Below are 25,139 nucleotides of genomic sequence, written 5' to 3'. Positions count from 1 at the left end.
AACGATGGCATTTGAACTATTAAAAACTACGAATACCAATCGCTCACATGGCAGACCATGGTTGGGGTTCCTGAAGCGATTTCACCATGATGAGTTTGTTTCGCTCTCTCGAAGTCGCCGTGGAATTCAGCGTTTGTTCAGAGAGGTGCGAACTTTCGAGAGTAAGTTGGCGAGCAAATCGGAATCTTCTATCCGGTCGCTTGCTGAGGATATTCTCGCGAAAGGCGCCCAAGAGGGTGCATCGCGATCTTTGTGCGTCAACTGGGCGGGATTGATTGCCGAAACGATCTCCCGGAGTCACGGCTTTCGACTGCACGACGTGCAAGTGCAGGCAATGATTGCCGGTGCTGGTGGCGCGATCGTCGAGATGCAAACAGGCGAAGGCAAGACGGTCGTGACTGGCGCAACAGCGGCCATGAAGCTGCTAACATCTCAGTCCGTCCATGTCGGTACAACCAATACTTACCTCGCCGCACGTGACCTCGAAGACATGGCTGCAACTTTTGAGTTGCTGGGGGTTTCTTACGGACTTTTGCCAGAAGAGTCAAACGAGAGTGCGACACGGCGTGCCTATCGGAATCAAGTGGTCTACGGGCCGGGATACCAATACGGATTTGATTACCTTCGCGATCAGATGAACCTGCGAAAAGATCGTCAATCAAGCTTGGGTGTCTCGCTGGCTAACCGAATTCGTGGTCGCGATCCGTTTCAGAATCTTGTTCAGTCGGGAAGCCATAACGTTGCTCTGATTGATGAGGCCGACAGCGTGATGATCGATGAAGCGATGACTCCTTTGATCATTAGCGTACCGGGTTCGGCGCACGAAGATCCGACTCCCTATCTGTTGGCAAAGAAGTTCACGGCCGAATACGTTGAGGGCAATGAGTACACGCTCAAGATGCCAGAGAAGAAGCTTGAGTTGACCGACAAAGCCAGCGAGCAGGCACACGAAGCTGTTGCAAAACATCGGACCCTCAAGTTGGCCCGTCCATGGCGAATCTACTTGACCAACGCCATTCGCGCCAAACAACTTTTCACTCGTAACGTCGACTATGTCGTTGTTGATGAAGAAGTGCAGATCGTTGACCAGTACACGGGGCGAATACTTCCTGATCGAACGTGGCAAGACGGTTTGCATCAGGCGGTCGAAGCCGAAGAGAATGTAGCGATTAAACCTGGGCGCGAATCAACAACGCAGATTACCCGACAGCGCTACCTGCAAATGTACGATGAGCTTGCGGGACTTACTGGAACGGCTGCATCGGTTGCAAAAGAATTTAACGCCGTGTATGGGTGCAGGGTAACTGAGATACCAACCAATAGGCCTTGCATTCGAAGAATCGATCGCACTCGCTTCTTCGCGGATCTTGACTCAAAACTGGAAGCAATCGCTGTCGATGTTTTGCAGCGGCATGCGAAAGGCCAACCAGTGCTTGTTGGCACCAAGACGATTGAAGAAAGCCTGCAAATCCGGGACAAGCTTGTCGCCAAAGGCTTGGCTCCAACTTTGCTCAATGGGATTCAGGACGAAGAAGAAGCCGACATTATTTCATGTGCCGGCCAATTAGGTGCAATCACCATTGCAACCAATATGGCGGGTCGAGGTACCGACATCAAACCGGATGCCAAAGCTTTGGAGTCAGGCGGATTGCATGTGGTTGGAGTAAGCCCAAACTCTTCGCGGCGAATAGATCGACAACTCGTCGGGCGGGCTGCACGACAGGGCCAGCCAGGATCGGCTCAGTTCTTTGCTGCGGCGACTGACCAACTGTTCGAGGACAACAATCGGGGTTTGCAAAAGTCAATCGCGAAGCGGGCTCGGTCAAATGGCGAGTCGTCAGACTTCACCAATGAATTGGCGAAACTCCAGGCGGGTATCGAATCAGGAAATTTCAAACAACGGCAGAACATGATTCTGCGAGACCGCTGGATGGACACCGTTCGTGAAGCTATTGAGAAAGATTAAGGAATTGTCAGTGTTTAGAGTTCAGAATTCAATAGTTGGCTGGAGGTTATCGATGCTTCATCTAAAGACATGGACGCCGATGTGCATTTTCTTCGTGATAGTGAATCTATACAGCGCTGCATCGGCTCAAATCGAGAACCACACTGGCAGCATCACCAAAAGTTTTACAGAGCCGATTGAGCAAAGTATCGCGGCTAGCGCAGAAACCGGTATCGTCACCTTTGCTGCTGTCAACGAAGGCGATCGAGTCAATGTTGGCAATGTCCTCGCAAGCATTAACTACAAGGTCCTCGAGCAGTCGCTCAAGATCGCCAAGGCCAGAGCTGAGTCAACAGCGCGGCTTGATGCTGCGACGTCTCAAATGGAAATGATCAAGTCACAGTTGAACGCCCTCGAGGATTTGGTTTCAGGTGGGCATACGAACAAATTTGAAGTCGAACAAAAGAAGGCAGCGCATGAAAACGCGTATGCGGAATATCGTGCGGCGCAGGATGAACTGAAACTGAACCAACTGGAAGTCCATCGAATTGAAGCCCAAATCGAAGACCGAATCATCAAGAGCCCGATCGATGGCTTCGTAACGGAGATTCACAAACAGCTGGGTGAAAACGTGTCAAACAATGAACCTCAATACGCAACGATCGTTCGAGTAGACAAGTTGAAAGTGCGATTCTATCAGGATGTTGAAGCGCTCGGCGGACTCAGGAAGGGCGACATCGTCACGATTCTGATTGGTCGGTCGAGAAGCAGAAAAGAGGCAACCATTACCTACGTTTCGCCCATCATCGACCCTGATAGCGGACTTGGTCGGGTCGATGTCACGATTGATAACAGGGACTTCGGCATCAAAAGCGGTGTGATCTGTTTTTGGAATGAAGCATCGGATGCTTCACAAGCCGCGAGGCAATCCGACGATATGCCGCTTTTGCAACGTTAGAAATTACTGTTCGCCGCCGGATCAAGAACAATGAGCACCGAAAACCAACCTATAGCGTCAACGTCGAAAACTCCCCTGCACTACCGCTTTCATCCTGCAGCGGCACAGTCGAAAGGGGCGCCAGGTGCGTCGATTGATAGCCGGTTGCTACAGACCGTTGTCAATGGCCGTAGCGAAAAGGAAGTGCGCGCAAAGCTCGTAGAGCTGGCGTTGTCGATCAAGGGAACTGGCGGTGCATGTTTTCTGCATCGTGACATTGAAGAAATGTGGACGCTGTCGAAGGGGTTGCCGGCATCCGGTCGATTGCCGGACTGGGCTCAGTTTCGTGATTCACTCTCGGAGACTTGCGAATCGTTGGCGCTTTCAAACAGTATCCAGACGGAACCGCTGCCCGATGGCAAAACGTTTGGACTCCTTGCTCCAATTCGTTGTCGTGGTAAACAACCGGAAATCATGCTCCTTGTGATGGCTTCCCAGAAAGACGCGATCCTGGCAACGTCTTCGGTTCAAAAAATGATTTCGTCGTTGGCTCTGTGGCTCAACAGTAGCAGTGCTGCGGATTCCGATTGGCAAGTCAACGCGCTCGCGGCCGTTATCGAACTCGTTGCCAATGTTGAAAAGCAGTCGGACCTGAAAGCTGCCACGGAAGAAACGGCAAACCTTCTCGCTAACAAGCTGGGTTGTAACTCCGTTGCTGTTGGATTGTGGAAGAACCACCGGATGCAACTGAAAGCCATTTCGGGCATCTCAAAAATTGATCAGGGATCGGAATCAAGCCGCAACTACCTGCAAGCATTGGTTGAATCCGCGACGCGAGAGGAATCGGGCATGTTTCCGGCTTCGGATCACGACAATAATCACCTGCTTCAAGCCCACAAACAGCTCGCCGCCGTCACGCATTCCGAGTCCGTGCTAAGTCATCCGTTGCTCACCGAGGACGAAGACGTTTTTGGTGCGATCGTTTTCACAGGGCCAAAGGACATTGTGGATTCCTCCCAGCTGCGACGATTCAATGAAGCGGCGGCTCCGGCAATCACAAGTGCACTGCAGGTTGTAAGCAAAGTCAAACGGAACTTTCTCTCACGGGCTGTTTCTTTTGTTGCTCAAAAGCTCTCGCGAGGCAAACAGCTATTCTGGTTGCTTGCGATCGTGGGATTGGTGGCCGCCATGTTCTTGCCGATTACGTATCGAGTGCGATGCAATTGTGTGGCGGAACCTGTTTCCCGACGTTTTGCCGTGGCGCCCTTTGACGGACAAATTACCCTTGGTCACGTCGAAGCCGGCGACTTGGTTAAAGCCGGCGACGTGTTGGCCGACATGGATGGTCGCTCGATCAATTGGGAATTGGCGGGAGTCACGGCTGAGCTGAAACAGTCAATTCGAACCCGTGAGATGGAATTGAAAGACCGCAACGTTGCCAAGACGGTTGTCAGTCAACTTGAAAGGCAACGTCTGACATCGGAAGAAGCGATTCTCAAGTACAAGCGAGAGAATCTCCAAATCCGGAGTCCGATTGACGGCGTTGTTCTCAGTGGCTCGCTGGAACGTGCGGAAGCTGCTTCGGTTGAGACAGGAAAAGTGCTGTTTGAAATCGGCCCCACAAAACCTGTCCGGGTCGAAATCGCGATTCCAGATGACGAAATCGCCCAGGTCCGAGTCGGTTTCCCGGTGAAAGTCTGGATTGACGGTCAGGAGGAAGATCCGATAACTGCCGAGATCAGAAAGATTCATCCAAGAAGCGAAACCAGAGACGCGGACAATGTTTTTATTGCCGAGATTGAATTTCCGAACGAAGACGAGCGACTACGTCCCGGCATGAAAGGCTCTGCGCGAATTGACTGCGAAGAACGATCGCTCGGATGGAGTTTGTTTCACAAGCCGATGAACTGGGTAAGAAGCCGCCTTACCTGGTGGTAGGGATCGATTGGGAGGCCGGAATTCGAGATCGGAATTCTGGCAAAAGCTAACTCTCTCTTTTCCATTCCGATCTCCGACCTCGAATTCCAATTGAACCATGCTCAACGATCAAACATTCGAATTCAGCCAGGCACGCCTCAAACTCAAGGATGCGCTTCGGTTCACTATGCGCCAAAGCGGTGGTGGCTCGGAATATCTTGTCGAAGACGAAGTAACAGGCCGCTTTTTTCGAGTCGGCCTGGCCCAGTACACCTTCCTGACGATGCTTGACGGACGGCGGACCGTTAGCACCGCGCTCATGAAGACCGCGACTCTGTTGCGACAGCATGCCATCGACGAAAACGAAGCAGCCACCCTTTGCAAATGGGCGATCGAATCCGGCTTGATAGAATCAGAAACCGGCAACTCGTCTGCCAGACGTAAAGAACAGCATGACAACATGCAGAAGCAAAAAATGGTCTCGTATCTCAACCCAATGATGATGCGAATGCCGCTTTTCAATCCCGATCCGGTCGTGACGACTATCTCGCGTTACTGCAACTTTCTGATTTCTCCTTTGGGAGCCGCCCTGTGGCTGTTCGTTGTGCTGTGGGGTTTTGGTTTGCTGGCCAGAAATTGGCAGGATTTCTGGACCAATCGCGTCAACTCCTTCAGTGCAATCGATCTTGTTTGGCTGGGTGTCACGTGGGTGATCCTGAAGCTGATCCATGAACTTGCGCACTCTCTTGTATGCAAGAGGTTCGGAGGGCGGGTTCAGTCATGCGGCATCCTCATGCTGTTAATGATTCCCATGCCCTATGTGGACGTCACAACGTCCTGGCGTTTCGACAACAAGTGGAAGCGAATTCTGACATCGGCCGCGGGCATGTTGGCGGAAATATTTCTTGCCGGGATTGCATGTTACATCTGGGTTTATAGCAACCCGGGACCGCTACAGTATCATGCGGGCAATGTGATCATCTCTGCAACGCTGGTTACTTTGATGTTCAATATCAACCCGTTGATGAAATTCGATGGCTATTACATGCTGGCCGACTTCATTGAGATCCCCAACCTCGCGACGCACGGAAGACAGTGGCTCAAAGGAGTCTTCAAGTGGCTGTACTTTGGGAGTAAGCCGGCTACGCTCAAGGAAGTCGGATTCCGCGCAATTGCTGTGAAGATGTATGGCATCGGTGCCATGATGTGGTTCTTTGTGATTGCGATTGGTCTTTCCCTGGCAGCTTCTAGCCTGATTGACGGCTTCGGATTGATCGTGGCACTCATTGGATGCGTCATGTGGGTGGGAGTTCCCCTTTTCAAGCTCTGTAAGTACACGTTGCTTGGAACCGACACCGACAAACCAAATCGGGTCTGGTTTGCCAGCGCCCTTGCGGTGACGGTTATACTCGTCGGAGGCTTCCTGCAGTTTTGTCCAAGTCCGTCGGTGGTTTCAGCTCCCATTGTGATCGACTACGAACCGTTGTCTGTGGTGCGTACCAACGCTGTCGGGTTCGCCCGAACGATCCACGTGGACGATGGTGATGTTGTCGAAGAAGGTGACTTGCTGGTGACACTCGAGAATCCTGAGCTCGAACATGAACTTAACTCTCTGTTGATCGATATCCAGATTTCCAAAGTCCGTATCAACGCGCTGTTCAATGCGGATCGCATCAGTGAAGTTCAGCTTGAACAGGATTCACTTGAGTCGATGCTTAAGCAAAGAAAAGAGTTGGAGACAAGCATTGCCGATTTGAGGATTTTTGCACCTCAGGCTGGCAAGGTGATCGCCCGCGAGCTTGATTCCATGGAAGGCAAATATTTCCAACCGGGCACCGAGCTTCTTTCGATCGGCAAACCAGGCGAAATCCAGGCGATCGCGCTCACCCGTCAATCGGACATCGAGTGGGTCGAGTCCAATCCGGAAGCGATGGTTGATTTGATCGTTTGGGGGCGACATCAGAACGATACGATTGAAGGAAAAATCAACCTTGTTAATCCCCGAGCTCGCGATGACCTTCCACATGAAGCATTCGCCGCGTCAACCGGAGGACCGTTGGCGGTTGTTTCGAGGAATCAGGTGCAAGGTTCTGGCGGCGAGGAAGATACAATGGTTCTGACTCAGCCACGCGTGTCGGTTGAGATCTCCTTGAGTGAAGAATACCGCGAGCAGTTAGTTCCAGGGCAAACCGGACGAATGTTTGTCCGCGGCCGAGAAGAAAACATGGGAGGCTACCTGGCGAACAATTTGATTCGGTTCATCCGCGAAAACAACTCTCGAACGCACGGTTTGTAGACGGCGGAGTCGCCCTTTTTGCATCCTTGCTGAACGTAAACGTCCGGCGAAGAGCGTGTTGATGTGTAGTTCAGGCTTCAGATTTTTGACGTTGAGCGATGTCAACACGCTATGCGGCTGAGGAACGGTGTCGGTGGTTTGAGGAATTTCGGGAAAGTGATCTCAGCGTCAAACAATTTTGCGAAGTGATCGAAGCCTTGGTTGCCACGTTTACAATTGGCAACGGAGGCTCAGAATCCAACCGCCGTCTGGATCCGGTGATGGCAATAGAAACCCTCAGGAAAAACTTGCCGCTGGCGTTGCGATCACGACGGTACGGTCATGCACCGCACAATTATTGCTGTGAGGAACTTTCAGTCCTTTGGTGCGACGTGCCCGTTTTTGAATTCAAAGCGATCGACGCAAATGACTGAGGCTGGAAGTAACCACGTTTTTGGTGCACGAACAGACGTCGGACTAATATCGACGCAATTCTTCCCAGGCTGCTGCGACACCGTGCATGTCCATCAGCATCCAGGTTGCCGTCGCGATTGCCAAGCCGAGCGCGGTGATTAGCAAAGGGAACGCGATCAGGTTTGGGCCCGACGCGTAATCTTTGAGGCGCTTGGAAAGCTCCGACTCGACGACCCGCCAACCGTCGTAGCTCTGCTGGTTTCCGCCGGAGGTCAGTTGCACGTTCTTCAACCAATTCGTTGGCTCAAGATGCAAATGAACGTTTCGCCCCGGGATCAGCAGGCTGTTTCCCGCCCAACGGCTTTTCGAATCCAGTTCCATCGCAACGCTCGTCAGGACAGGACGCAATTGCTCGGCCGTGATGTTGTAAATCACAATTCGCGGTCGCATCATCAACACGAACATCGAAACGAACAGGCCGTAGAACGCCAATAGCATGACCCAGACCCAGTTTCCGAAATGGCTGGCCGCGCTTTCGGGAAAAAACAGAATCATTGGACCGGCGGCAACCAACCCGGCCAGACCGATTCCCAGTGCCGCCGCGTCGCGCGTGCCAGTGGTGACAAACGGACGACCGCCGAAATTCAAATAGCCAATCATCAGCAGGTAAACTGCCAGCGGAACGACCGCAATGCAAAAGTGAAGAGGATCCATGCTACTTTCTGGTCACGTAAACGTAGAACGCACCGACTTGTTCGCCGTCTGCGGTTTCAAAGGAAGCTGAAATCGTCGTCTCGCCAGCTTCAAGTTCGACATCAAAGCTAACTTCCTTGCTGCCGGATTCAAAATCAATTGTTTGAGAATCGTCTCCGATTGTCAGCGACGCTTTCACCGGGTCGATTTTGGTTCCCGGATTATCGCGGTAAGCCTTGGTTCCGGGAACAGGGTCGGCATTCGGAATTTGTTGATCGATCGCGAAATCTGATTCAGCAGGGAATCGGCGGAGTGCAACACGATAGTTGCCGGGCTGTAAAACGTTGACGCTCCAGTATCCGGGTGCCGAAGGTTTCGCGCCGCGAATATGAGCCTGATTCCACGGGGGCGCCGCGTCCAGCCAATCATGGGCCGTTAAAACGGTCGGGTTTTCGTCCGGCGAACCGATGTGGATTCGAGCGAACTGAGCAAACGTCGGCTCGATGTCCGCCCACCAGCTATCGTAAGCTTTGGTCAGTGTCTGGACGACATCGGGGTGTGCCGCGGAGATATCCGTACTCTGTCCCGGATCGGCATCGATATCGTAAAGCTCTTTGCCGTTGATCAATCGCCATTGCGACGTCATCACGCTGCTCTTCCGCCACTTGATCGGATCGAGCACGCGCTGCGAATCTGTAACGATGACGCGCTCATTCCATTTTGCGTCCGTGTTGTCTGGGTCGCGAAGCAGCGGAACAATGCTCTCGCCGTCCAGCTTCACATCTGTCGGCAACTTCACGTGGCAAATCTCAGCCAGTGTCGGCAGCAAATCGACATGAGCCGTCAGCGGATCAAGGTCGACGCCGCCAGTAAAGTTTCCGGGCCAATGGACAAAACACGGAACTCGGTGCCCGCCATCGTACTCGCTGCCTTTCTGGCCTCGCATTCCACTGTTGTGAATTTTTCGACCGCCCGCAGTTCCGTTGTCCGTCGTGAAGATGAAAATCGTATTCTGTGCAACGCCCAGTTGATCAAGCAACTCGCGCAACTCGCCAACGTTCGAATCGATGTTCGCAATCATTCCCAGGAAGTTCGAAACGCCCTTTCCCTGGTCTTTGTAGGGTTCGCTCCATTTCACCGGGCAGTGCAACGGCCCGTGCGGCGCGTTCGTTGAGATCCAGGCAAAGAAAGGCTTCTTTTGCTCGGCTTGATCCCGAATGAAGTTTTTCGCATGCCGAAAGAAAACGTCGGTGCAGAATCCGTCAGCCGGTACAAACTTTCCGTTGTGCAAATAGTGACCGTCGAAGTACGCGTTGTCCCAGTAGTCCGGAGTCTGTCCGACGCCGCCGCCACTGTGGCGATAAACTTCCGTGAACCCGCGATCTTCCGGGCGAAACGGAGCATTGTCTCCGAGGTGCCATTTTCCAAACATGCCGGTCGCGTATCCGGAATCGCGTAGCAGTTCCGCGATTGTGATTTCATTTTCGCGAAGCAACGAACGACCCATGATCGTGTGCCAAACTCCCGTTCGATTTGAGCACCGCCCGGTCATGAACGCCGCGCGAGACGGTGAGCACGTCGGCGATACATGAAAATCGGTCAGCCGGATCGAGTCGGCAGCCAACGCATCAATGTTCGGTGTCTTGAGCACCGGATTGCCGTGGCATGAAAGGTCTCCGTGTCCCTGGTCATCCGTGATGACGACGACAATGTTGGGCGTTGCGGGATCTTCAGCCAGCGCCGGATTGAAGAGCAACAGCAGCAGAAAAACAGAAACGAGTTTGCTAAGTGATCTCATTCGCCCAACTCCAAGCCCAGCATTTCGCGTAGAGCTTCTTCTTCAAGGATGTTTTCGTCTTCGGTCAATTTCTCATCAAGGTCCAACAGCATAATGCTCAGTTCCTTCGCTTTGTCTTCGGAGATAGCGACTTCGCTTGATAGCCGCTCCTGCTCCAGTTTTGTCAACATCGCCTCGATCGCATCAATGCCTTGCTGGTACTTGCCGATGCTTTTGTCGACGACTTTGATGTCGCTAACTGACTTTTTCAGGTTCGTGATTTTGTATTTTACGTCTTTGTCAGAGATGTCGCTGGTCGACGTGATTCCTTTTTCTTTCAGCTCGGCAACGATCTCGTCTTTCCGCTCGATCATCAACTCCTTGCGGCGTTCCATCTTGTTCTGTTCGATTCGAAGCTCAGCCAACTTCGTGCGAAACTCAGCTTCCGTTTTCAGGAATCCGGTGTTGTTCGGACCTGCAACTTCTTCCCTGTCGAACTTCAGGTCCCCAACGGCGTACAGGTAGACGCCGGCGACCACCGCGGCGAACAGCAGAATAAGGATGGCAGATTTAACGGACTTCATTGGCAGACTCGGGTAGATAAAAAAACAGGCACGCCGTCGCGGATGCGAAGACGTGCCATTGATCAAAAAGCGATACGACTAATTGCCGCCAAGGATAGCGTCGATCTCAGAAATCGTATCGTCGGCGCTGGAATCGTCACCGAGGATTTCGTCCAACGTAACGTCGGAATCAGACTGGGCCAAACGCTCGTCGACTTTTTCGCTTTCGACTGCGATTTTAACATCGACTTCTGTCAGCAAATCATCGACGTCCTTGGTCAAGTCGTTGAACTTGTCACTGATTGAAGCTTCGGTGCCAGCGATAGTTGAGGCTTCTTTCATCGCGTCCAAAGCAGATTTCTTGGCTTTGATCTCTTCGATCTGATCGTCAAGCTTTTTCAACTGCTGTTTGGAAACATCGACGTTACTCTTGAGAACAGCAAGGCTCTTACTGTAAGCATCGGTCAGAGTTTTAATTCGCGTGTCGAGTGTCGTTTGAGCCGATTTGAGTTTTTTCAGAGTCGATTGGGCGAGTGCTTCAAGTGTTTCGACGGAGTGTTCTTTGTCATTGATGGTAACCGTTCCGCTTTCAGAGGCTTCCTTCATATAATCGCGAAGACGGCCAAGGTCCTTCTTGTAGGACGCAATGTTTTCCTCCAGATCTTTCTTTTGCTCCTGAAGTCGCTCCAGTTTGTACTGAGCACCGATTCGCTTTTCACGCATCGCTTCCGTCTCTTTGGTCAGCTTGGCATGAGCCTGCTCGACCTTTTCAAGTTGAACATTCAACTTGCCAAGAACGCCATCGATTTGGTCGAGCATTTTCTTGCCGGCGACCGCCATTCTCGGTCCGCAACCGACGTAGGCTCCAACAACAATGGCCACAAGAAGTAGGCCGGCAAACAGGTATCGCAACATTTTATTCTCCGCGCTGATTCAGCAGAATTGGTTTGGGGATTGGTAATCCGTTGTTTGTACGCGGTGTCCCTCACCGACGCGCAAATTAGAGCGAATTTGGTTTCGCATATCAAACGCTATGGTACGACTTGAACCGCCTTTTTCAAGAAATCCGGCACAGTCGCTACAACAGGCAAACTGGGGTGAAACATGACTGCCTGTTTTCCATTTGATCAGGCAGCCAACGGTTCGGATATTCAACACTAGCTAGACACTCCTTCCCAACGCCATTTGAACTCACCCTTTCCAGTTATGGCAACCGGCTCCAAAGCACCCCTTTCAACCACAGCGTTGCTCAACGACAACGATGCCGAAACCACGTCGCCTCGATCGACTTTGGTAACGGACTCGATCGCTACCGGTGTGCTTTTTGCGCTCGTACTGACCGTCGGTCAGCGAGGAATTGGCTTTCTACGCGGCCTGCTCTTCTGCCGCTACATGTCCGATCAACAGCTTGGTCAGTGGTCGTTAGTGTGGAGCTTTTTGATGATGCTGATCCCGTTGGCAATGTTGGGGCTGCCAGGTTGTTTCGGCAGATACACAGAACACTATCGCAGCAGAGGCCAGTTGGGCTATTTCCTGCGCCGAATCACAATCGCCAGCACGGTACTGACGTTAGTCGCCTCCGTTGCCATGTTCGTGTTCCCGCAATCATTTGCGCGAATGATATTCAGGACGCCCGATCAGACCATGGTCATCTATGCGATGGCCGCAAGCGTGTTGATGGTTTCCGTTTCCAACTTCCTCGCGTCGCTGATGGAATCGCTTCGCCAGGTACGTGTGTTGACGCTGATGCGATTCATCACCGGTATCCTGTTCGCGACGCTGGGCGTTGGCCTGGTGTTGCTAATGGAGAACGCTACTGTTGGGGCCACCATCGGTTTCGGAATCAGCAGCCTTATCGGCGCCATTCCGGCGATGTGGATTTTGCTGCGGCATCGAGAAGCCGTCAAAAATACGGGCGAGTACCTAACGCACTCCACGATGTGGCGTCGACTGGCTCCGTTCGCATTGTGGATGTGGGCTTCGAACTTTTTCAACAACTGCTTCGAACTCAGCGATCGATACATGCTGCTCTACTGCTCTCCGGTCTCCGCCGATCTGGCTCAAGGGCTGGTCGGACAGTATCACTCCGGAAGACAAATTCCGCTGTTGTTGGTCAGCCTGTCGTTCATGCTGGGCGGAGTCCTGATTCCCTACATGTCCGCTCATTGGGAACAGGGACGCAAAGAAGCCGCTTGCAAACAATTGATGTGGGCGCTGAAATTGATGTGTCTTGCATTCACCATCGTCGGCATCGGAATTCAAATTTTTGCTCCCTTCATTTTCGAAACGATCCTCGAAGGCCGCTACGACGGAGGGCTGGCTGTCCTGCCGCTGACTCTGGTCTATTGCATTTGGTTCGGACTCACCAGCGTTGCCCAAAACTATCTTTGGGTTGTCGAAAAAGGAAAATGGATCGCCCTGTCGGTTGGGTTGGGGCTGGCAATCAATCTGATACTCAACTGGCTGTTGATTCCGCATCTGGGAGTCAACGGCGCGGTGATCGCGACCGCCACATCGAATGGGCTGTTGCTGGCGACGATCTACGTATTCAACAAATTTGCGGGTTGTCGAATGGATGCCAGTATCTGGTACTGTTCGTTGTTCCCGCTGATTTTGCTGATGCCGACCTACCTTGCGATCGGGTTGGCACTACTTTTTGCCTTTGCAGGCTGGAAAACTCAGGTGGTCTTTCGTGACGCTGAGAAAAGCGAAATCGTTCAATTGGGTTCTGCGGCGTTACGCAAATTCGGCATCGGAAGCGCACATTAGCATCCGACCTTTTTAAAACGGTCGAGCGGCGATAAAATTCGTGTGGTGACTCCCTGCTCGAATTCTTTGCCATTCAAATATTTCAATCTCGTATCCCAAGTTGCAAACATGTTCAGAAGTTCATCACTTGTACTGCTGTGCCTTATCATCGCGGCGAATGGTTTCCTGCCAGGTTGTTCGAAGCCCAAAAAGAACGATGCGGAAGACAAAAAGCCCGTCGTCCAGCAGATGAACATTCCGAAAAGTCCGGATGCCGGAGAGGCGGAAGCCGAAGGCAATTCCGACGAAGCGTCTAAGAATAGCGCTGCGACCGATTCGGCGCCCAAGAAGGATGAGATCCAGTCGCTGCCGCTTGAAACTGGCGAATCTGCCGAAGAGGAATTGCCTGTTCTGGGCTCAGGTGGCTAGCGTAAGAGAATGTCTCTCAGATTCTTGCTGGCGAATTCAATAAATAATGCTGGTAAAGTTTTCGGGTGAGAATGCTTTCGCGCCTGATTCTAAGGATTAGGCAAATCGAGTTTCATTGATGTTCGAGTCCTGCTTTTTGTGCCGGTGAACGCTTGTGCAATCGGCAGCCGAAAATGGCGATACAAATAGAGACGCAAAGTTTGCGACTCCGCTAGCACGGTGCAATGTGTCACTGGTTGAAACGTCATTGCCTTTTTGGAAGCCGTTTCACTACAATTCGTTTCTTGATCCAACGGAATGGAGTGCGTTTAAAGAATCGTTTTCGATTCCGGCGCAGCAACACGAATGTCAATGGTTTCTCTCACTCAAATTCGTCACAAGTTCCCAGCAGTTTGTGGCACGATCGCATTTTCCTTCGCGAGTCTGGCATTCACTGCCAGCCCTTCTTCGATCGCGTCCGCACAGGACGCCGCCACGGAAGTCGAGAACGAAGCGGAAACTGAAGTCGAGCAAAAAGTCATTCGGGAACCCATCCATCGTGTTCCGAAGATCGCCAGCAACACTGGACCAGCGGCACTCAATGTGGCGCCCAAGCGTGCCAACGTCGCCGGCAACCCGCTGTCGAAAAATATCAATTCAATAACGCCCGCAATGCTTCCGTCGGCGAGCAAGGTTGTTCCTGCGAACGAACCTGTCAGCGAACCAGAAGCAGTTGAATCGTCAGCAGAACCAGCCACCGAGCCAGGAGTAGACCGAGCCTCAATTCCTGTGCTGCCGGTATCGAGCGCACGTGTCGTCGCGGCTCCGCATCCGCTTGATGATGCTCTGGAAACTGCCCGACGCGGTCTGGAGAACATGCGTGCGAACGTTCGAGATTACTCGGCAATCATGGTGAAGCGAGAACGTGTCAATGGCTCGTTGCTTAAACCAGAGTACATGCAAGTGAAGGTTCGCTCGGAACGAGTTTTGGAAACCGGACAGCAAGTTCCGTTCAGCATCTACATGAAGTTTATCAAGCCTCGGGCCAGTGCCGGACGCGAAGTGATTTGGGTCAAAGGTCGAAACAAGAATCAGATTTGTGTCCACGAAGGTTCAGGCCTGGTTTCGCTGAAGCGTTTTCAGCTTGATCCCGACAGTTGGATCGCCATGAAAGGCCAACGCTATCCGATCTACGAAGCGGGACTTGAGAACCTGATCGTGAAGCTGATCGAAAAAGCCGAACGCGATCGTGCGGCAGGACACTGTGAAGTTGTCTATCGTGACGGCGTGAAAATTAACGGACGCGAGTGCAGTGTCATTGAAGTGACTCACCCGAAGTGCTGTGCTCCTTATGACTTCCACATCGCAAAAGTCTACATCGACAAAGAGCTGAAGATGCCAATTCGCTACCAGGCTCTTCTTTGGCCAGAGCCCGGCCAGACCAAGCCACAGTTGTTGGAAGAGTACACTTATCTGAACGTTAAGATCAATCAGGGGTTCACGGATCAGGACTTCAATCCAGACAACCCGGCTTACAGCTATCCAAATCGCTAAAGCAATTGATCCATCGCAAATTCGAGAGAACTTGCGATTCGAAAAACCAGCAACGCAAAACACCCTCTGAATTCAGAGGGTGTTTTTTTACGCAATTCAATTCGCGACGGCGTGTCGAATCGATCGCCTTTACTGCACGACGAAAGTGACTCGCATCAGAACGCGGTACTCTTTCACTTTGCCCTCTTCGACAACGACTTCCTGCTCAGCGATCCACGCTCCTTTAATGTGCTTAATGGTTTTGGAAGCTTCTTCGATTCCGCTTTCGACCGCGTCCTCAAAGCTTTTCTTCGACGATGATTTGAGCTCAATTACTTTTGCTACAGACATTTTGTGTCTCCCGAGTGGTCAATTTTCTCAAACGATAACAAGTTTCCGGGACTCTCCAAAAGCCATTTGCTGTTGGAGGAGATTTTGACGACAATTAGCCGCCCTCCACTTTCAACCCTCTGGAAACGCCATGACTCGACATTTCCCCAAAGTCATTCTGCTTTGCCTTGTTGCCGTTTTGACTCCCGCTGAACTGACGGCCCAAGTGACCCAGGAGCAGCGTGAACGTCGCCGCGCCATGTTTGGCGAACTGATGAAAACGCTTATCGAATCTCAGATGGAACGCGACCCTGTTCCGACTCAGCCGGGACGTCCGAACTTGAGACCGTTTCCAGGGCACGAGCATCAGCCAACCAATCCGCTGACTCCGAACATGATCACGGCACGAGCAAAGATGCAAGCGTGGGAGGCCGAGTCGGACCGTTTTGTTTCGCTGTTGCGCAAGGAAGAACGTCGGCTGCCACGAGTACGTCCGCTGTTAGCCGATGCGTTGACAACGAGTGCAAGCATCAAGTCACTTCGCTCGAACATGTCGCGAGTCCACTCGCTTGATCCGTTGACTGATTCGTTTTGCCAGATCGACGCTCAATGGCGATTGCTGAATCATCAGCTTTCCCAGATCAATGGCTTGCGACCAGAGTGCACGACCAGTTGCGGCCGAATGGCAGCGTTCGATTCCGAGATGTGCGGTCTGTTTGGAGTTGAACCCCAGTTCAATCGGCGCGAGCTTTCCCGCTACTGCACGCAGATGGCGTCCAGCTTTCAGCATCTTATTCAAGACGTTCGCTACGACATGCAGGGCGATCCACAATACGGAGCGATCCTGGCAGACTGCCAACGACTCTCAGCTCGACTGAATGAATCCGGTCGGTTGATCGATCGAGGCAACTACGATGCGATCGTCAGAATTTACAAGCGTAGCATCAACGAGTGGCGGAAGCTCAAATACAAACTTGTCTCTTGCCCCCACGCAAGGATTCAACGAAACGTTCATCAAATTGAATCCATCGGCGGCCACATTGCAGAGTTGCTCTGGTTGCCGGTCGACATCGATCGTGAATATCTTGGGATGGTTGTGCAAAGCATGGAGCGTGACGTTAACGCTGCGTTTCAACAGGTTTCGTTGCAAGATATTCTGGCATGCGAAACGCCCGGCGCCGTCCTCGCATGCTCACGCGAATTTCAAAACACCTGTGGCAAATTTTCCAGCCGACTTAAATCCAACGCAGACGTCGATTCTTTGCATTGGGATTACAAGCAGTTTGCCAATCAGTGGAACGACGTACAGACTCACCTTTCCCAATTCCCATCGCCACGATTGGGACGATCGATCGCTCAAGTCGACGCTGGCTTTCAGGTGCTGCAGTCCGTTTTTGGCGAAGGCCCACTGATTGATCGCGGCACGATGGTGGAGATCTGTTCCGATCTCGATCAGTTGTCTTATCGCATGCTTGATCTTGTCGAGCAACGTACCGCTCGGAGATATGATCCGGGTTTTCAGGCAGCGATTCGCGACAACGCACGGCTGTTCCATCAAAGCATTCATGAAATGCACGAGCACGTTTTATCTAATCGACGTCACGATGCCAATGCTGCGGCAGATGTTGCCAATGCACTTGCTTCATGGGAACGGCTTCGTCCCCTAATCAACAAATGCAAACCCGAGGATCGACGACAGCTTCAGCAGCTTCGTGCGAGCATTGAGCCGCTGATGGTGAAACTACAAGTTGTCTTCGCTGGCTGACTGACCGCGCGATCGTGTATGAACTTACACCCGAGATCTACGATTGAAAAATTTTCAAAAATTGATCCGGCTAGCATGGTTTTCTTTGGCGAATCCGTTTGAGCCCAGCGTTACATTGACTCCAGGAAGATCAGTGGTGCTCTTCCTTTGCCGAATCAGGATTCTTCGGAGGAACAATGGACAGAACAGGATTGAAGAAGAGGTCGCGGTCCGCGCGGCGTCAATCACGAACCAGAACGACGACCGTATACGAGGTTTTTGAACCAAGGAACTTGCTCGCCAGCGTGGGTTGGGACGGCGTTGGACAAGGGAGCGTGGATCTCAGCTATTACATTGGCGACGCGCCGACCGGGATAACCCAGGCTGAGTTTGAAACGACGATTGAAAATGCGTTGGAGGTCTGGTCTGACGTCATCGACGTGACGTTTACCGAAACCAGCCAGCCAAACGAGGCGGACTCGATTGATTTTACGTCACAAGTCATCGACGGTTCAGGCGGGATTTTAGCTCAGGCCTATTTCCCTGACGACGTAAATCGCGGTTCGATCGCCGGCGACGTACAATTCGATTCGCTCGACAGTTGGGAAATTGGAAACGCGGAAGGCTACAGCGCGACTGACCTGATGCATGTTGCGGTTCACGAAATCGGCCATTCGCTTGGTTTGGAGCATATCGCCGATGATGATTCCGTGTTGGCTGAAACGGTGAGTCCCAACGAGTCGTTTGGAGGGCTCAGCCAGGAAGATATCGATGCCGCGATCGCTCTCTATGCACCAGCGGTAATTGAAGATGATCCCGTAGTCGACCTTCCCGCCGAAGAAACGGATACAACACCATTGGAAGATGTTGACGATGACGATGACGAAGAAGTGGTCGATGACGATCCAGCTTCAGAAGATCCAACGGATGAAGCCGATGACCTCGATCCTGCCGGAGACGACGGCGACGCCGACGATCCTGTGGATGACTCGGATGATGACAGCGATGATGATGAATCAGACGAAGACGAAGCGGATGATCGGGAACGCCGCCGAAGATTTCGCCGCGTGATGAATTTCTTCGTTCGACGTTTTCGATTCTCATTCTGGAGCCAAGTTTCTCTGTTTCGATAGTCCATTTTTGGATTAAACCTGATAACTCGCAGGAGGCTGACATAAAGTTCAGCCTCCTTTTTTTGCGTCTAGCGCGCATCTTCGACGCTGAGACATTTTCGCGTTGTGCCGATTGAACGGCGTGATGCAAAAGAAGCAGTTACGTTGCCAGTTTACGCTCGCGTGCTGTCACAGAAGCCAAATTCCGATCTTTGATAGTGGGTCGCCAGGCCCTGGCTGCAAGAACGCGCCATGAGTCAACGAATCAGGATGATTCGAATCAACGATCACTTTCTCACGTGCGGAACCCATGTCTTCTGACGAACGAGTTATTCGCAACGATATCATGGCCGTCGGTTTGATGGCCCTGACCGTCTTCCTGCTCGCAGCCATCTTTACTTACGACACGGCCGATCCGGTCGCCTCGCAAGCCGGTTGGCTGAACGGAATTTTCCAGGCGGACCAAACAGTCTATCCAGAAAACAAAACCTGCCAAAATCTGTGCGGCGTTCTCGGCGCATGGACAGCCGAAGTTCTGTTCAGCGTGCTTGGCGTCGGCGTCTATCTGCTGATCACGGGACTGGTTGCGCTTGAAGTCGCCATGTTTCAACGCAGCGAAGTCGCCAATCCGTGGGTCAAGATCTTCGGTTGGGGCATCGCCATGATCTGTCTGTGCTCGCTCGCCTCAACGTTGTTACCGGGCAACCTGGTCGGACCGCTGATTGGAGCTGGCGGCTACGTCGGCGCTCTCGGATCCGGTTTGGTCGGCGCGAACATTGGAACGACCGGTACGCTGATCATGTTCACGGCGGCCGGAATCGCTGGCATGATGATGTGGACCGAATACCTGGTTTTCCGCGCGGGACGATTGGTCTTCGCTCCCGCGATCGTTGCGGCGACATCGGTCCTGCCATTTGGCTTGCTGTACGGATTCGTGAACTGGTTCAACGGGGCGGCTGACGAAGAGGAGAAGTTCGAAGACGAAGAATACGATGAAGAGGTTGCCGAAGAAGGCGAAGACGAAGAAGGCCCTCACACGATCCGCTTCCGTCGCCGTGATATGGAAACGACCGATGGGGCAGACGAGGAAGTCGCTGACGAAGAGGAAGATCTCGAAGACGACGAGAGCTGGGAAGAAGCCGAATCCGAAGTTGAAGCGGGTGACGAAGAAGATGTCGACGACGAATTCGAAGACATCGAAGAACCGGCTGCTGAGCTGAACATTGGAGACAATCAGAAGACTCAGGTTCCAGCGCTCGAGCCCGGGACTCATGTGGCAGCCAAGAAGTCCAGTCTGATTCCACGTCCACATTTCCGGTTGCCAAAACGCAAACAGGCGACTCCACCGAAGAAGCTTTCAGCGGAAGTCGATCAGGGCAATGCTTCTACGGCTGTCGCGCCGAAGCCTGAACCGCCGGCGAAACCGCCAAGTGAACGAGACCTCGTCATTAGCCAACTCAATGCTGCGGCAGAAGCCGAGAGCCATCGTGAGTTCCACTTGCCGCCAATCGAAATGCTGGAACGTGGCGTCGCGATTCCGCTCGAGAAGCAGCGTACCGAAGCGCTGCGGCGAGCGAGGATTTTGGAGCAAACCTGTGAGCAGTTTGGCTACAAAATCAAAGTCGTTGAAATCGAAAGCGGTCCGGTAATCTCGCAGTACGAGATCGATCTTGAGCCCGGTTTGCGATTGCAGAAAATTGTCAATCTTGCAGACGATCTGGCCGTCGCAATGCGCGTGCCCAGCGTTCGCATCGTGGCGCCGATCCCTGGCAAAAACAGTGTCGGCGTCGAAGTTCCCAATGAGACGCGCAAGACCGTTCACATGCGTGAGGTCATGGAGCAGTGCAGTAAGCAGATCAAGAAAATGAAGATCCCGCTGTTCCTCGGTTCTGACGCAGTGGGAGCACCACTGATCGCTGACCTCGCGAAACTGCCTCACCTGTTGATCGCGGGTCGAACCGGTACGGGTAAGTCTGTTTGTCTCAATGCGATCATTTGTTCGATCCTGATGACGCGAACTCCGGACGAAGTTCGAATGCTGATGATCGACCCGAAGATGGTTGAGATGAGCGGCTATGGAAGTCTGCCGCATCTGATGCATCCAGTTGTTACCGACATGCGAAAAGCGGAAGCGATTCTTGCCTGGGCTGTCGACAAGATGGAAGAACGCTACAAGTTGTTGGCTCGAGCCGGAGTCCGACACGTGACGTCGTACAACGAGCTTAGCGAAGAGGAAATCTTTGCTCGGATTAAACCTGAGGAAGACGAAAAAGCAAACATCCCTCGCAACTTGCCTTTCATCGTAATCGTCGCCGACGAAATGGCGGACTTGATGATGACGTCAGGCAAAGAGGTTGAGCAACACATCATTCGACTGGCTCAGAAAAGCCGCGCGGTCGGGATTCACTTGATCCTCGCGACGCAGAAACCAACCGTGGACGTGATCACCGGTTTGATTAAATCCAACTTGCCGGCTCGAATTTCGTTCCAGGTTGCCAGCAAGACGGATAGCCGTGTTGTCCTTGATGCGATGGGCGCCGACAAACTGCTTGGGCTGGGTGACATGCTGTTTTTGTGGCCAGGAACCAGCAACCTGCTGCGTGGGCAAGGCACGTTCCTCAGCGATGGCGAGATCGACAAGATCACCGCCGCGGTCAGCACCGAAGAGCAGAACTTTGTTGACGAATTGATGAATATCAAAGTCAAGAAAGAAGGCGAAGACGAAGAAGATGGTGCGACTGGTTTCAATGCGAACAAAGACGAACTGTATGAGAAAGCGATCGATGTGGTCGTCGATACACAACGGGGAAGTTTGTCCATGTTGCAACGTGCCCTCGGCATCGGTTACGGCCGCGCCGCACGGTTGGTCGATTTCATGGCGGAAGACGGTTACGTGGGGCCGTACAACGGTTCGAAGTCCCGCGAAGTACTACTCACCGCTGCAGCCTGGGCGGCGATGAAGTCGGGTGGCGGAGCGACGATCGAAGGAACTTCCACGCCAAACGCGAGCGCTCCTGCTCCGGCTGATTCGACGCCCCAACCGAAAACTCCGGCTGCTCGTCCGACGCCAGCAAAGCGGACTCCTGCGAAACCGCCGGCGGAGGCCGCGAAACCAGAAGTGGATACGAAAGTCAGTTTGGCGGAGGGAATCTTGCAGGACATCCTCAGTGAAGCCGACGCGGAAGAAAAGAAGGTGGTGCCGAAGCCTTTGAAACCACTGAAGCCGTTGCCGAAAGAGAGTTCGCGTAGCGTTTCACTTTCCGCATCAGTCTCCCCTGCCCTTGCCGACCCTCAGGAAGATCTTGATGAGGAACTCGAAAAAGATGTCGATGTCGACGGCGAGCTGGAGTCATATATGTCAGATGAGGACGGCGAAGCGTTCGCGGACGCTGACTACGAAGACGGAGAGGGCGAAGAAAGCGACGCTGAAGATGAATTCGAGGACGACGAGGAGTACGAAGAAGACGTCGTGGATGATGACGACGAGGAGTACGAGTACGTCGATGAAGAATACGACGAAGAAGACTACGAAGACGTCGAGTAGTAAAGGATTTTGTGCCTGGCTTGAGTTTCGAACGCTCGAATTCGGTTGAGCCCCGAGCCAAAAAAAAGTCCCGCCGTACTGCGGCGGGACCGATTTGGATTCACGTTGGCGAGTCGGCTTCGAGTCTTGCGCGAAGCGTCGTGCGTCTGGCGTTGGTTGCTATTCAAAGCCATCGAGAACTCTTTGTTTATTCCGCGACTGGCCAGAACGACGAAAGTGACTCTGTTGAGCTATCGAGCAGTCGACGTGCGATCGTCGATTTGATAGACGCCCGGCTCAAGTCGCAACTGTCGCTTGACAATGTCGCGCTCGGCCGCAGAAGCAAACACTCCGGTAAGAACCGCGGTGCGATTGGATACGGTTACCGTGACGCCTTGCCCGAATTGATGCACAACGGGCTGCCGAGTCATTCGTGACTGGAAGCGTGACTGAGCGACGTATCCGGGAGTGCGAGGCGCCGCAAATGCCGGACGAAGCCGGGTGCGAATCCCTTTCCGTTCGACGGTAAATCCATTCTCTTGCAGCAAACTTGAGGAAGTTGTTGCGCCTCGGTTTCCAAGACCTTCATTGACGCCGCCGCCAATCGATCTTCCTTCAGCCAGTTCCCCGTCAGGTTCCGAGGTTATCGGGCCGACGAATCCATTCGTGCCAATCGATTCGGCGGTCGCGCCGACGAAACCCTGGTTGCGTCGATCAATAACTTCAAACGAAAGTCCCAAAGGTTCAACGGTGTCAAGTTCTCCGTCGGATTGAGTTCCACCTCCAGTAGCATTGTTGTCACCCGTGTCGGTGTCGGTAACAACTCCCCCTCCCTGACCCTGGTTGCCGCCGTCAGCCCCGTCAGTGTTTTGAGCCGATGCGGAATCCGCAGCGCTAAACAAAACAAGGCCAGCCAACGCAGGCGTTAACAGAAAAGTCAGTCGCAGGTACTTGGCAATTCGGATCATGATCGGCTCAAAAAGTTAAAAAATTCGTCCAGTCAAAAGGGCGTTAGCTGGTATCGACCAAACGAATCGCTCCAGCCATGAAACCCCACTGGCTCCGCAAGGTCGCTGTCCATTTGACTTGAAAAATTGGTAAACTTTGCGCGAATTTCGTGACCGAAAACGATATCGCGAAACCAGATGGGAAAAAACGGGGTTAATCCGCGTGTCTCGACCAAGTTTTATGCCTTCTTACCAATCAAAAAAAATGAATCAGATTGAACTCAGTCCCCGAATCTCACCTTCGGCGATAGCACGGTCAACAACTCAATATCCCTTCGTTGCCATGACCCTTGCCGCCGCCGCATTCTGGTTTGCGTTGACTCCGACCGAATCTTCAACCGCTCTGGCCCAGCGGAATCCGGAACGGCCCAACATTGAAGATTTGCTGCCGGAGACCACGGTTGCGTTCATGCAGGTCGCTGACATCCGCGACCTGATGGAAAAAACCAGCGAGAGCGCTGGCTGGCAGATGTTGCAGGACGAAGAAGTCGCTCCATTATATGAGCGAGTTGTCGAAGAAGGCCGCGCCGCGTATGGCAAGGTTGAAGATCAGGTTGGGATGTCACTCGAAGAAATCCAATCGTTGCCGTCTGGCGAAATGGTCATCTGTGCGATTGCTCCACGCCGCAAAAATCTCGCTTACATGTTTATCCTGGAAGTCGGTGAAGATAACGAAGCGGTCGATAAAGCGTTGGGTGTGCTCGACAACAAATTGAGCGAAGGCGGCGTTGAGCGTGAAGACGAGGAACTCGAATCAGGTGCTCCAGTCCAGAAAATCATGATCAATGGAAATCCATGGTTCAAGACTCAGCGCGACGGATTGATTATTGCGTGTTCGAGCGACAAAGTACTCAATGATTTCTTTCTTCGTTGGGATGGAGAGGAAGTCAAAAAAGTTCGACCGCTGTCCAAGAATCGCAAGTTCATCACGATCATGAACCGATGCCGCAGCAAGAAAGACTTCCCTAACGATATTCGTTTCTTTGTCGACCCGATCAGCCTGTACAAGAGCATCGGCCGCGGAGACATCGGGGCTCAAACAGCGATCGCCTTGTTCCCAGCCATCGGCCTGGACAGCATTCTCGCAGCTGGCGGATCGCTGATTTTTGGCGACGACGAATACGAGACGATCATGCACGGACATCTATTGCTCTCGAGCCCGCGGAAAGGGATCACCAAAATGATCTCTTTGAAACCTGGCGATTACGAACCAGAAAACTGGATGCCGAGCGACGCTTTTTTCTACACCACAACCAGTTGGGACATTCCTCAGATGTTCCAGGAACTTCGAGGTATCTTTGACTTGGCAATTGAGGAAGGAACGTTCGATAACTTCATCGCTGAGAACATCGATGCCAGACTGGAAATGTCATTGGAGGAAGACATCCTTTCGCAGTTTTCCGGCCGCATTTCCGTGACTCAACTGAGCGTTGATCCTGGCAAATTGAACAGTGCATCCTGGTTGGTCGGATTGGGACTCAACGATGTCGATGCTGCGATGGAAGTTGCCGACAAAATCGTGGCTGTTTTGAACGAGAATGGAAACACAGGAATTGAGAAATCTGAGTACGAAGGATTCACTTATTGGGCGGTCAGCGAAAGCGCCATCGAAGAACGCGCGGAAGCTCGGCGGAAACGTCGTGCCGAACGCAATGAACGCAGAGGCAATGAAGACGATAGTGAAAGTCGCCAACAACTTGAGGCGACGATCCGGATGCCTCGTCCCAATGTCTCGGTCATCGGAACCAGTCTCGTTTTCACCGACAGCATCGAAGCGATGGAACGAGCCGTTGCGACTTTCAAAGGCGAAGTCGAACCGCTAAACAACGACGAAGAGTTCGTGAAAATGGCGGATCAAATGACGCGATTGCTGGGAACGGACATGCCGGTGGCTCTTTCCTACAGCCAACCTAAGCATCAGCTTCAACCGATGTTGGATTATGCCAATTCGGATTCGACCAGAAGCCTGCTGGCGTCACAATCTGAAGACAACGAGTTCTTCAAAGTCGTCAAAGGCGTGCTCGATGATCACGAGCTTCCGTCGATGGATGTTCTCAGCAAGTACATGTCGCCTCAGGGGTGGTTCATGACATCGGATGACACCGGCTATCACATGCTTTGGTTCCAGGAACGCCTGGATCTTGGCGACGAATAATTTGTCGCGATGGCAATCGGCTTTGCGGGCTGGAACCGTGAAGCCGACGGGTTATGAT

17 protein-coding genes are annotated in these 25,139 nt (G+C 52.6%); 11 read left to right on the top strand and 6 right to left on the bottom strand.

Annotated features, from left to right (window positions below; all coding sequences use genetic code 11):
* Nucleotides 1-4 precede the first annotated feature (4 nt).
* The 4 genes from MFFC18_RS12390 to MFFC18_RS12375 all read left to right on the top strand — a co-directional run bounded on the left by MFFC18_RS12390 (nucleotide 5) and on the right by MFFC18_RS12375 (nucleotide 7,095).
* Nucleotides 5-1,966 carry a preprotein translocase subunit SecA gene (locus MFFC18_RS12390; protein WP_075084552.1) on the top strand — a complete coding sequence of 654 codons (1,962 nt, stop codon included), beginning with the start codon at nucleotides 5-7 and terminating at the stop codon, nucleotides 1,964-1,966.
* 52 nt (nucleotides 1,967-2,018) lie between these two features.
* Nucleotides 2,019-2,903, top strand: a complete 885-nt coding sequence (locus MFFC18_RS12385) for an efflux RND transporter periplasmic adaptor subunit (protein ID WP_075084551.1) — start codon at nucleotides 2,019-2,021, stop codon at nucleotides 2,901-2,903.
* A 183-nt stretch (nucleotides 2,904-3,086) separates the two neighbouring features.
* A complete protein-coding gene (locus MFFC18_RS12380) occupies nucleotides 3,087-4,820 on the top strand; it encodes an efflux RND transporter periplasmic adaptor subunit (protein WP_157665146.1) in 1,734 nt (577 codons plus the stop codon).
* Nucleotides 4,821-4,917: 97 nt separating this feature from the next.
* Nucleotides 4,918-7,095: an efflux RND transporter periplasmic adaptor subunit gene (locus MFFC18_RS12375; RefSeq protein ID WP_075084549.1), complete on the top strand. Its 2,178-nt coding sequence runs from the start codon at nucleotides 4,918-4,920 to the stop codon at nucleotides 7,093-7,095.
* Nucleotides 7,096-7,551: 456 nt separating this feature from the next.
* On the opposite strand, the gene MFFC18_RS12370 is transcribed toward MFFC18_RS12375, so the two are convergent.
* From MFFC18_RS12370 to MFFC18_RS12355, 4 genes are all read right to left on the bottom strand, one after another.
* Nucleotides 7,552-8,202, bottom strand: coding sequence for a hypothetical protein (locus MFFC18_RS12370; RefSeq protein ID WP_075084547.1), 651 nt, complete (start codon nucleotides 8,200-8,202; stop codon nucleotides 7,552-7,554).
* Between the two features lies 1 nt (nucleotide 8,203).
* A complete protein-coding gene (locus MFFC18_RS12365; protein ID WP_075084546.1) occupies nucleotides 8,204-9,979 on the bottom strand; it encodes an arylsulfatase in 1,776 nt (591 codons plus the stop codon).
* Nucleotides 9,976-10,542 carry a hypothetical protein gene (locus MFFC18_RS12360; RefSeq protein WP_075084545.1) on the bottom strand — a complete coding sequence of 189 codons (567 nt, stop codon included), beginning with the start codon at nucleotides 10,540-10,542 and terminating at the stop codon, nucleotides 9,976-9,978. Before MFFC18_RS12360 ends, MFFC18_RS12365 begins: the two co-directional genes overlap by 4 nt.
* 78 nt (nucleotides 10,543-10,620) lie before the next feature.
* Entirely contained in the window at nucleotides 10,621-11,436 is an 816-nt protein-coding gene (locus MFFC18_RS12355; protein ID WP_075084544.1) for a coiled-coil domain-containing protein, read from the bottom strand.
* A 291-nt stretch (nucleotides 11,437-11,727) separates the two neighbouring features.
* Here MFFC18_RS12355 and MFFC18_RS12350 point away from each other — a divergent pair, with 291 nt between their 5' ends.
* The 3 genes from MFFC18_RS12350 to MFFC18_RS12340 all read left to right on the top strand — a co-directional run bounded on the left by MFFC18_RS12350 (nucleotide 11,728) and on the right by MFFC18_RS12340 (nucleotide 15,231).
* Nucleotides 11,728-13,290: an oligosaccharide flippase family protein gene (locus tag MFFC18_RS12350; RefSeq protein ID WP_075084543.1), complete on the top strand. Its 1,563-nt coding sequence runs from the start codon at nucleotides 11,728-11,730 to the stop codon at nucleotides 13,288-13,290.
* A gap of 108 nt (nucleotides 13,291-13,398) precedes the next feature.
* The gene (locus MFFC18_RS12345) at nucleotides 13,399-13,698 is read left to right on the top strand and encodes a hypothetical protein (RefSeq protein WP_075084542.1); all 300 of its coding nucleotides are present in this window, start codon (nucleotides 13,399-13,401) and stop codon (nucleotides 13,696-13,698) included.
* 351 nt (nucleotides 13,699-14,049) lie between these two features.
* Nucleotides 14,050-15,231, top strand: coding sequence for a DUF1571 domain-containing protein (locus MFFC18_RS12340; RefSeq protein WP_157665145.1), 1,182 nt, complete (start codon nucleotides 14,050-14,052; stop codon nucleotides 15,229-15,231).
* Between the two features lie 129 nt (nucleotides 15,232-15,360).
* On the opposite strand, the gene MFFC18_RS12335 is transcribed toward MFFC18_RS12340, so the two are convergent.
* Nucleotides 15,361-15,561, bottom strand: a complete 201-nt coding sequence (locus tag MFFC18_RS12335; RefSeq protein WP_075084540.1) for a dodecin family protein — start codon at nucleotides 15,559-15,561, stop codon at nucleotides 15,361-15,363.
* Between the two features lie 130 nt (nucleotides 15,562-15,691).
* On the opposite strand from MFFC18_RS12335, the gene MFFC18_RS12330 reads away from it, so the two are divergent.
* The 3 genes from MFFC18_RS12330 (at nucleotide 15,692) to MFFC18_RS24945 (ending at nucleotide 21,940) form a co-directional block, all read left to right on the top strand.
* Complete coding sequence (locus MFFC18_RS12330; RefSeq protein ID WP_075084539.1) at nucleotides 15,692-17,305, top strand: hypothetical protein; 1,614 nt, start codon at nucleotides 15,692-15,694, stop codon at nucleotides 17,303-17,305.
* Nucleotides 17,306-17,619: 314 nt separating this feature from the next.
* The gene (locus MFFC18_RS12325) at nucleotides 17,620-18,417 is read left to right on the top strand and encodes a matrixin family metalloprotease (RefSeq protein WP_162273951.1); all 798 of its coding nucleotides are present in this window, start codon (nucleotides 17,620-17,622) and stop codon (nucleotides 18,415-18,417) included.
* A 289-nt stretch (nucleotides 18,418-18,706) separates the two neighbouring features.
* Complete coding sequence (locus tag MFFC18_RS24945; RefSeq protein ID WP_084417117.1) at nucleotides 18,707-21,940, top strand: DNA translocase FtsK; 3,234 nt, start codon at nucleotides 18,707-18,709, stop codon at nucleotides 21,938-21,940.
* A gap of 230 nt (nucleotides 21,941-22,170) precedes the next feature.
* On the opposite strand, the gene MFFC18_RS12305 is transcribed toward MFFC18_RS24945, so the two are convergent.
* Complete coding sequence (locus tag MFFC18_RS12305; RefSeq protein WP_075084536.1) at nucleotides 22,171-22,887, bottom strand: hypothetical protein; 717 nt, start codon at nucleotides 22,885-22,887, stop codon at nucleotides 22,171-22,173.
* 322 nt (nucleotides 22,888-23,209) lie between these two features.
* On the opposite strand from MFFC18_RS12305, the gene MFFC18_RS12300 reads away from it, so the two are divergent.
* Nucleotides 23,210-25,081 (top strand): hypothetical protein, encoded by a 1,872-nt coding sequence (locus MFFC18_RS12300; protein ID WP_075084534.1) that lies wholly within the window; start codon nucleotides 23,210-23,212, stop codon nucleotides 25,079-25,081.
* Nucleotides 25,082-25,139: the final 58 nt, after the last annotated feature.

Source organism: Mariniblastus fucicola, from assembly GCF_008087665.1.
Taxonomy (GTDB): Bacteria; Planctomycetota; Planctomycetia; order Pirellulales; family Pirellulaceae; genus Mariniblastus; species Mariniblastus fucicola.
Note: the sequence above shows the minus strand (reverse complement) of the source record. Positions and strands in the feature narration are given on the sequence as shown.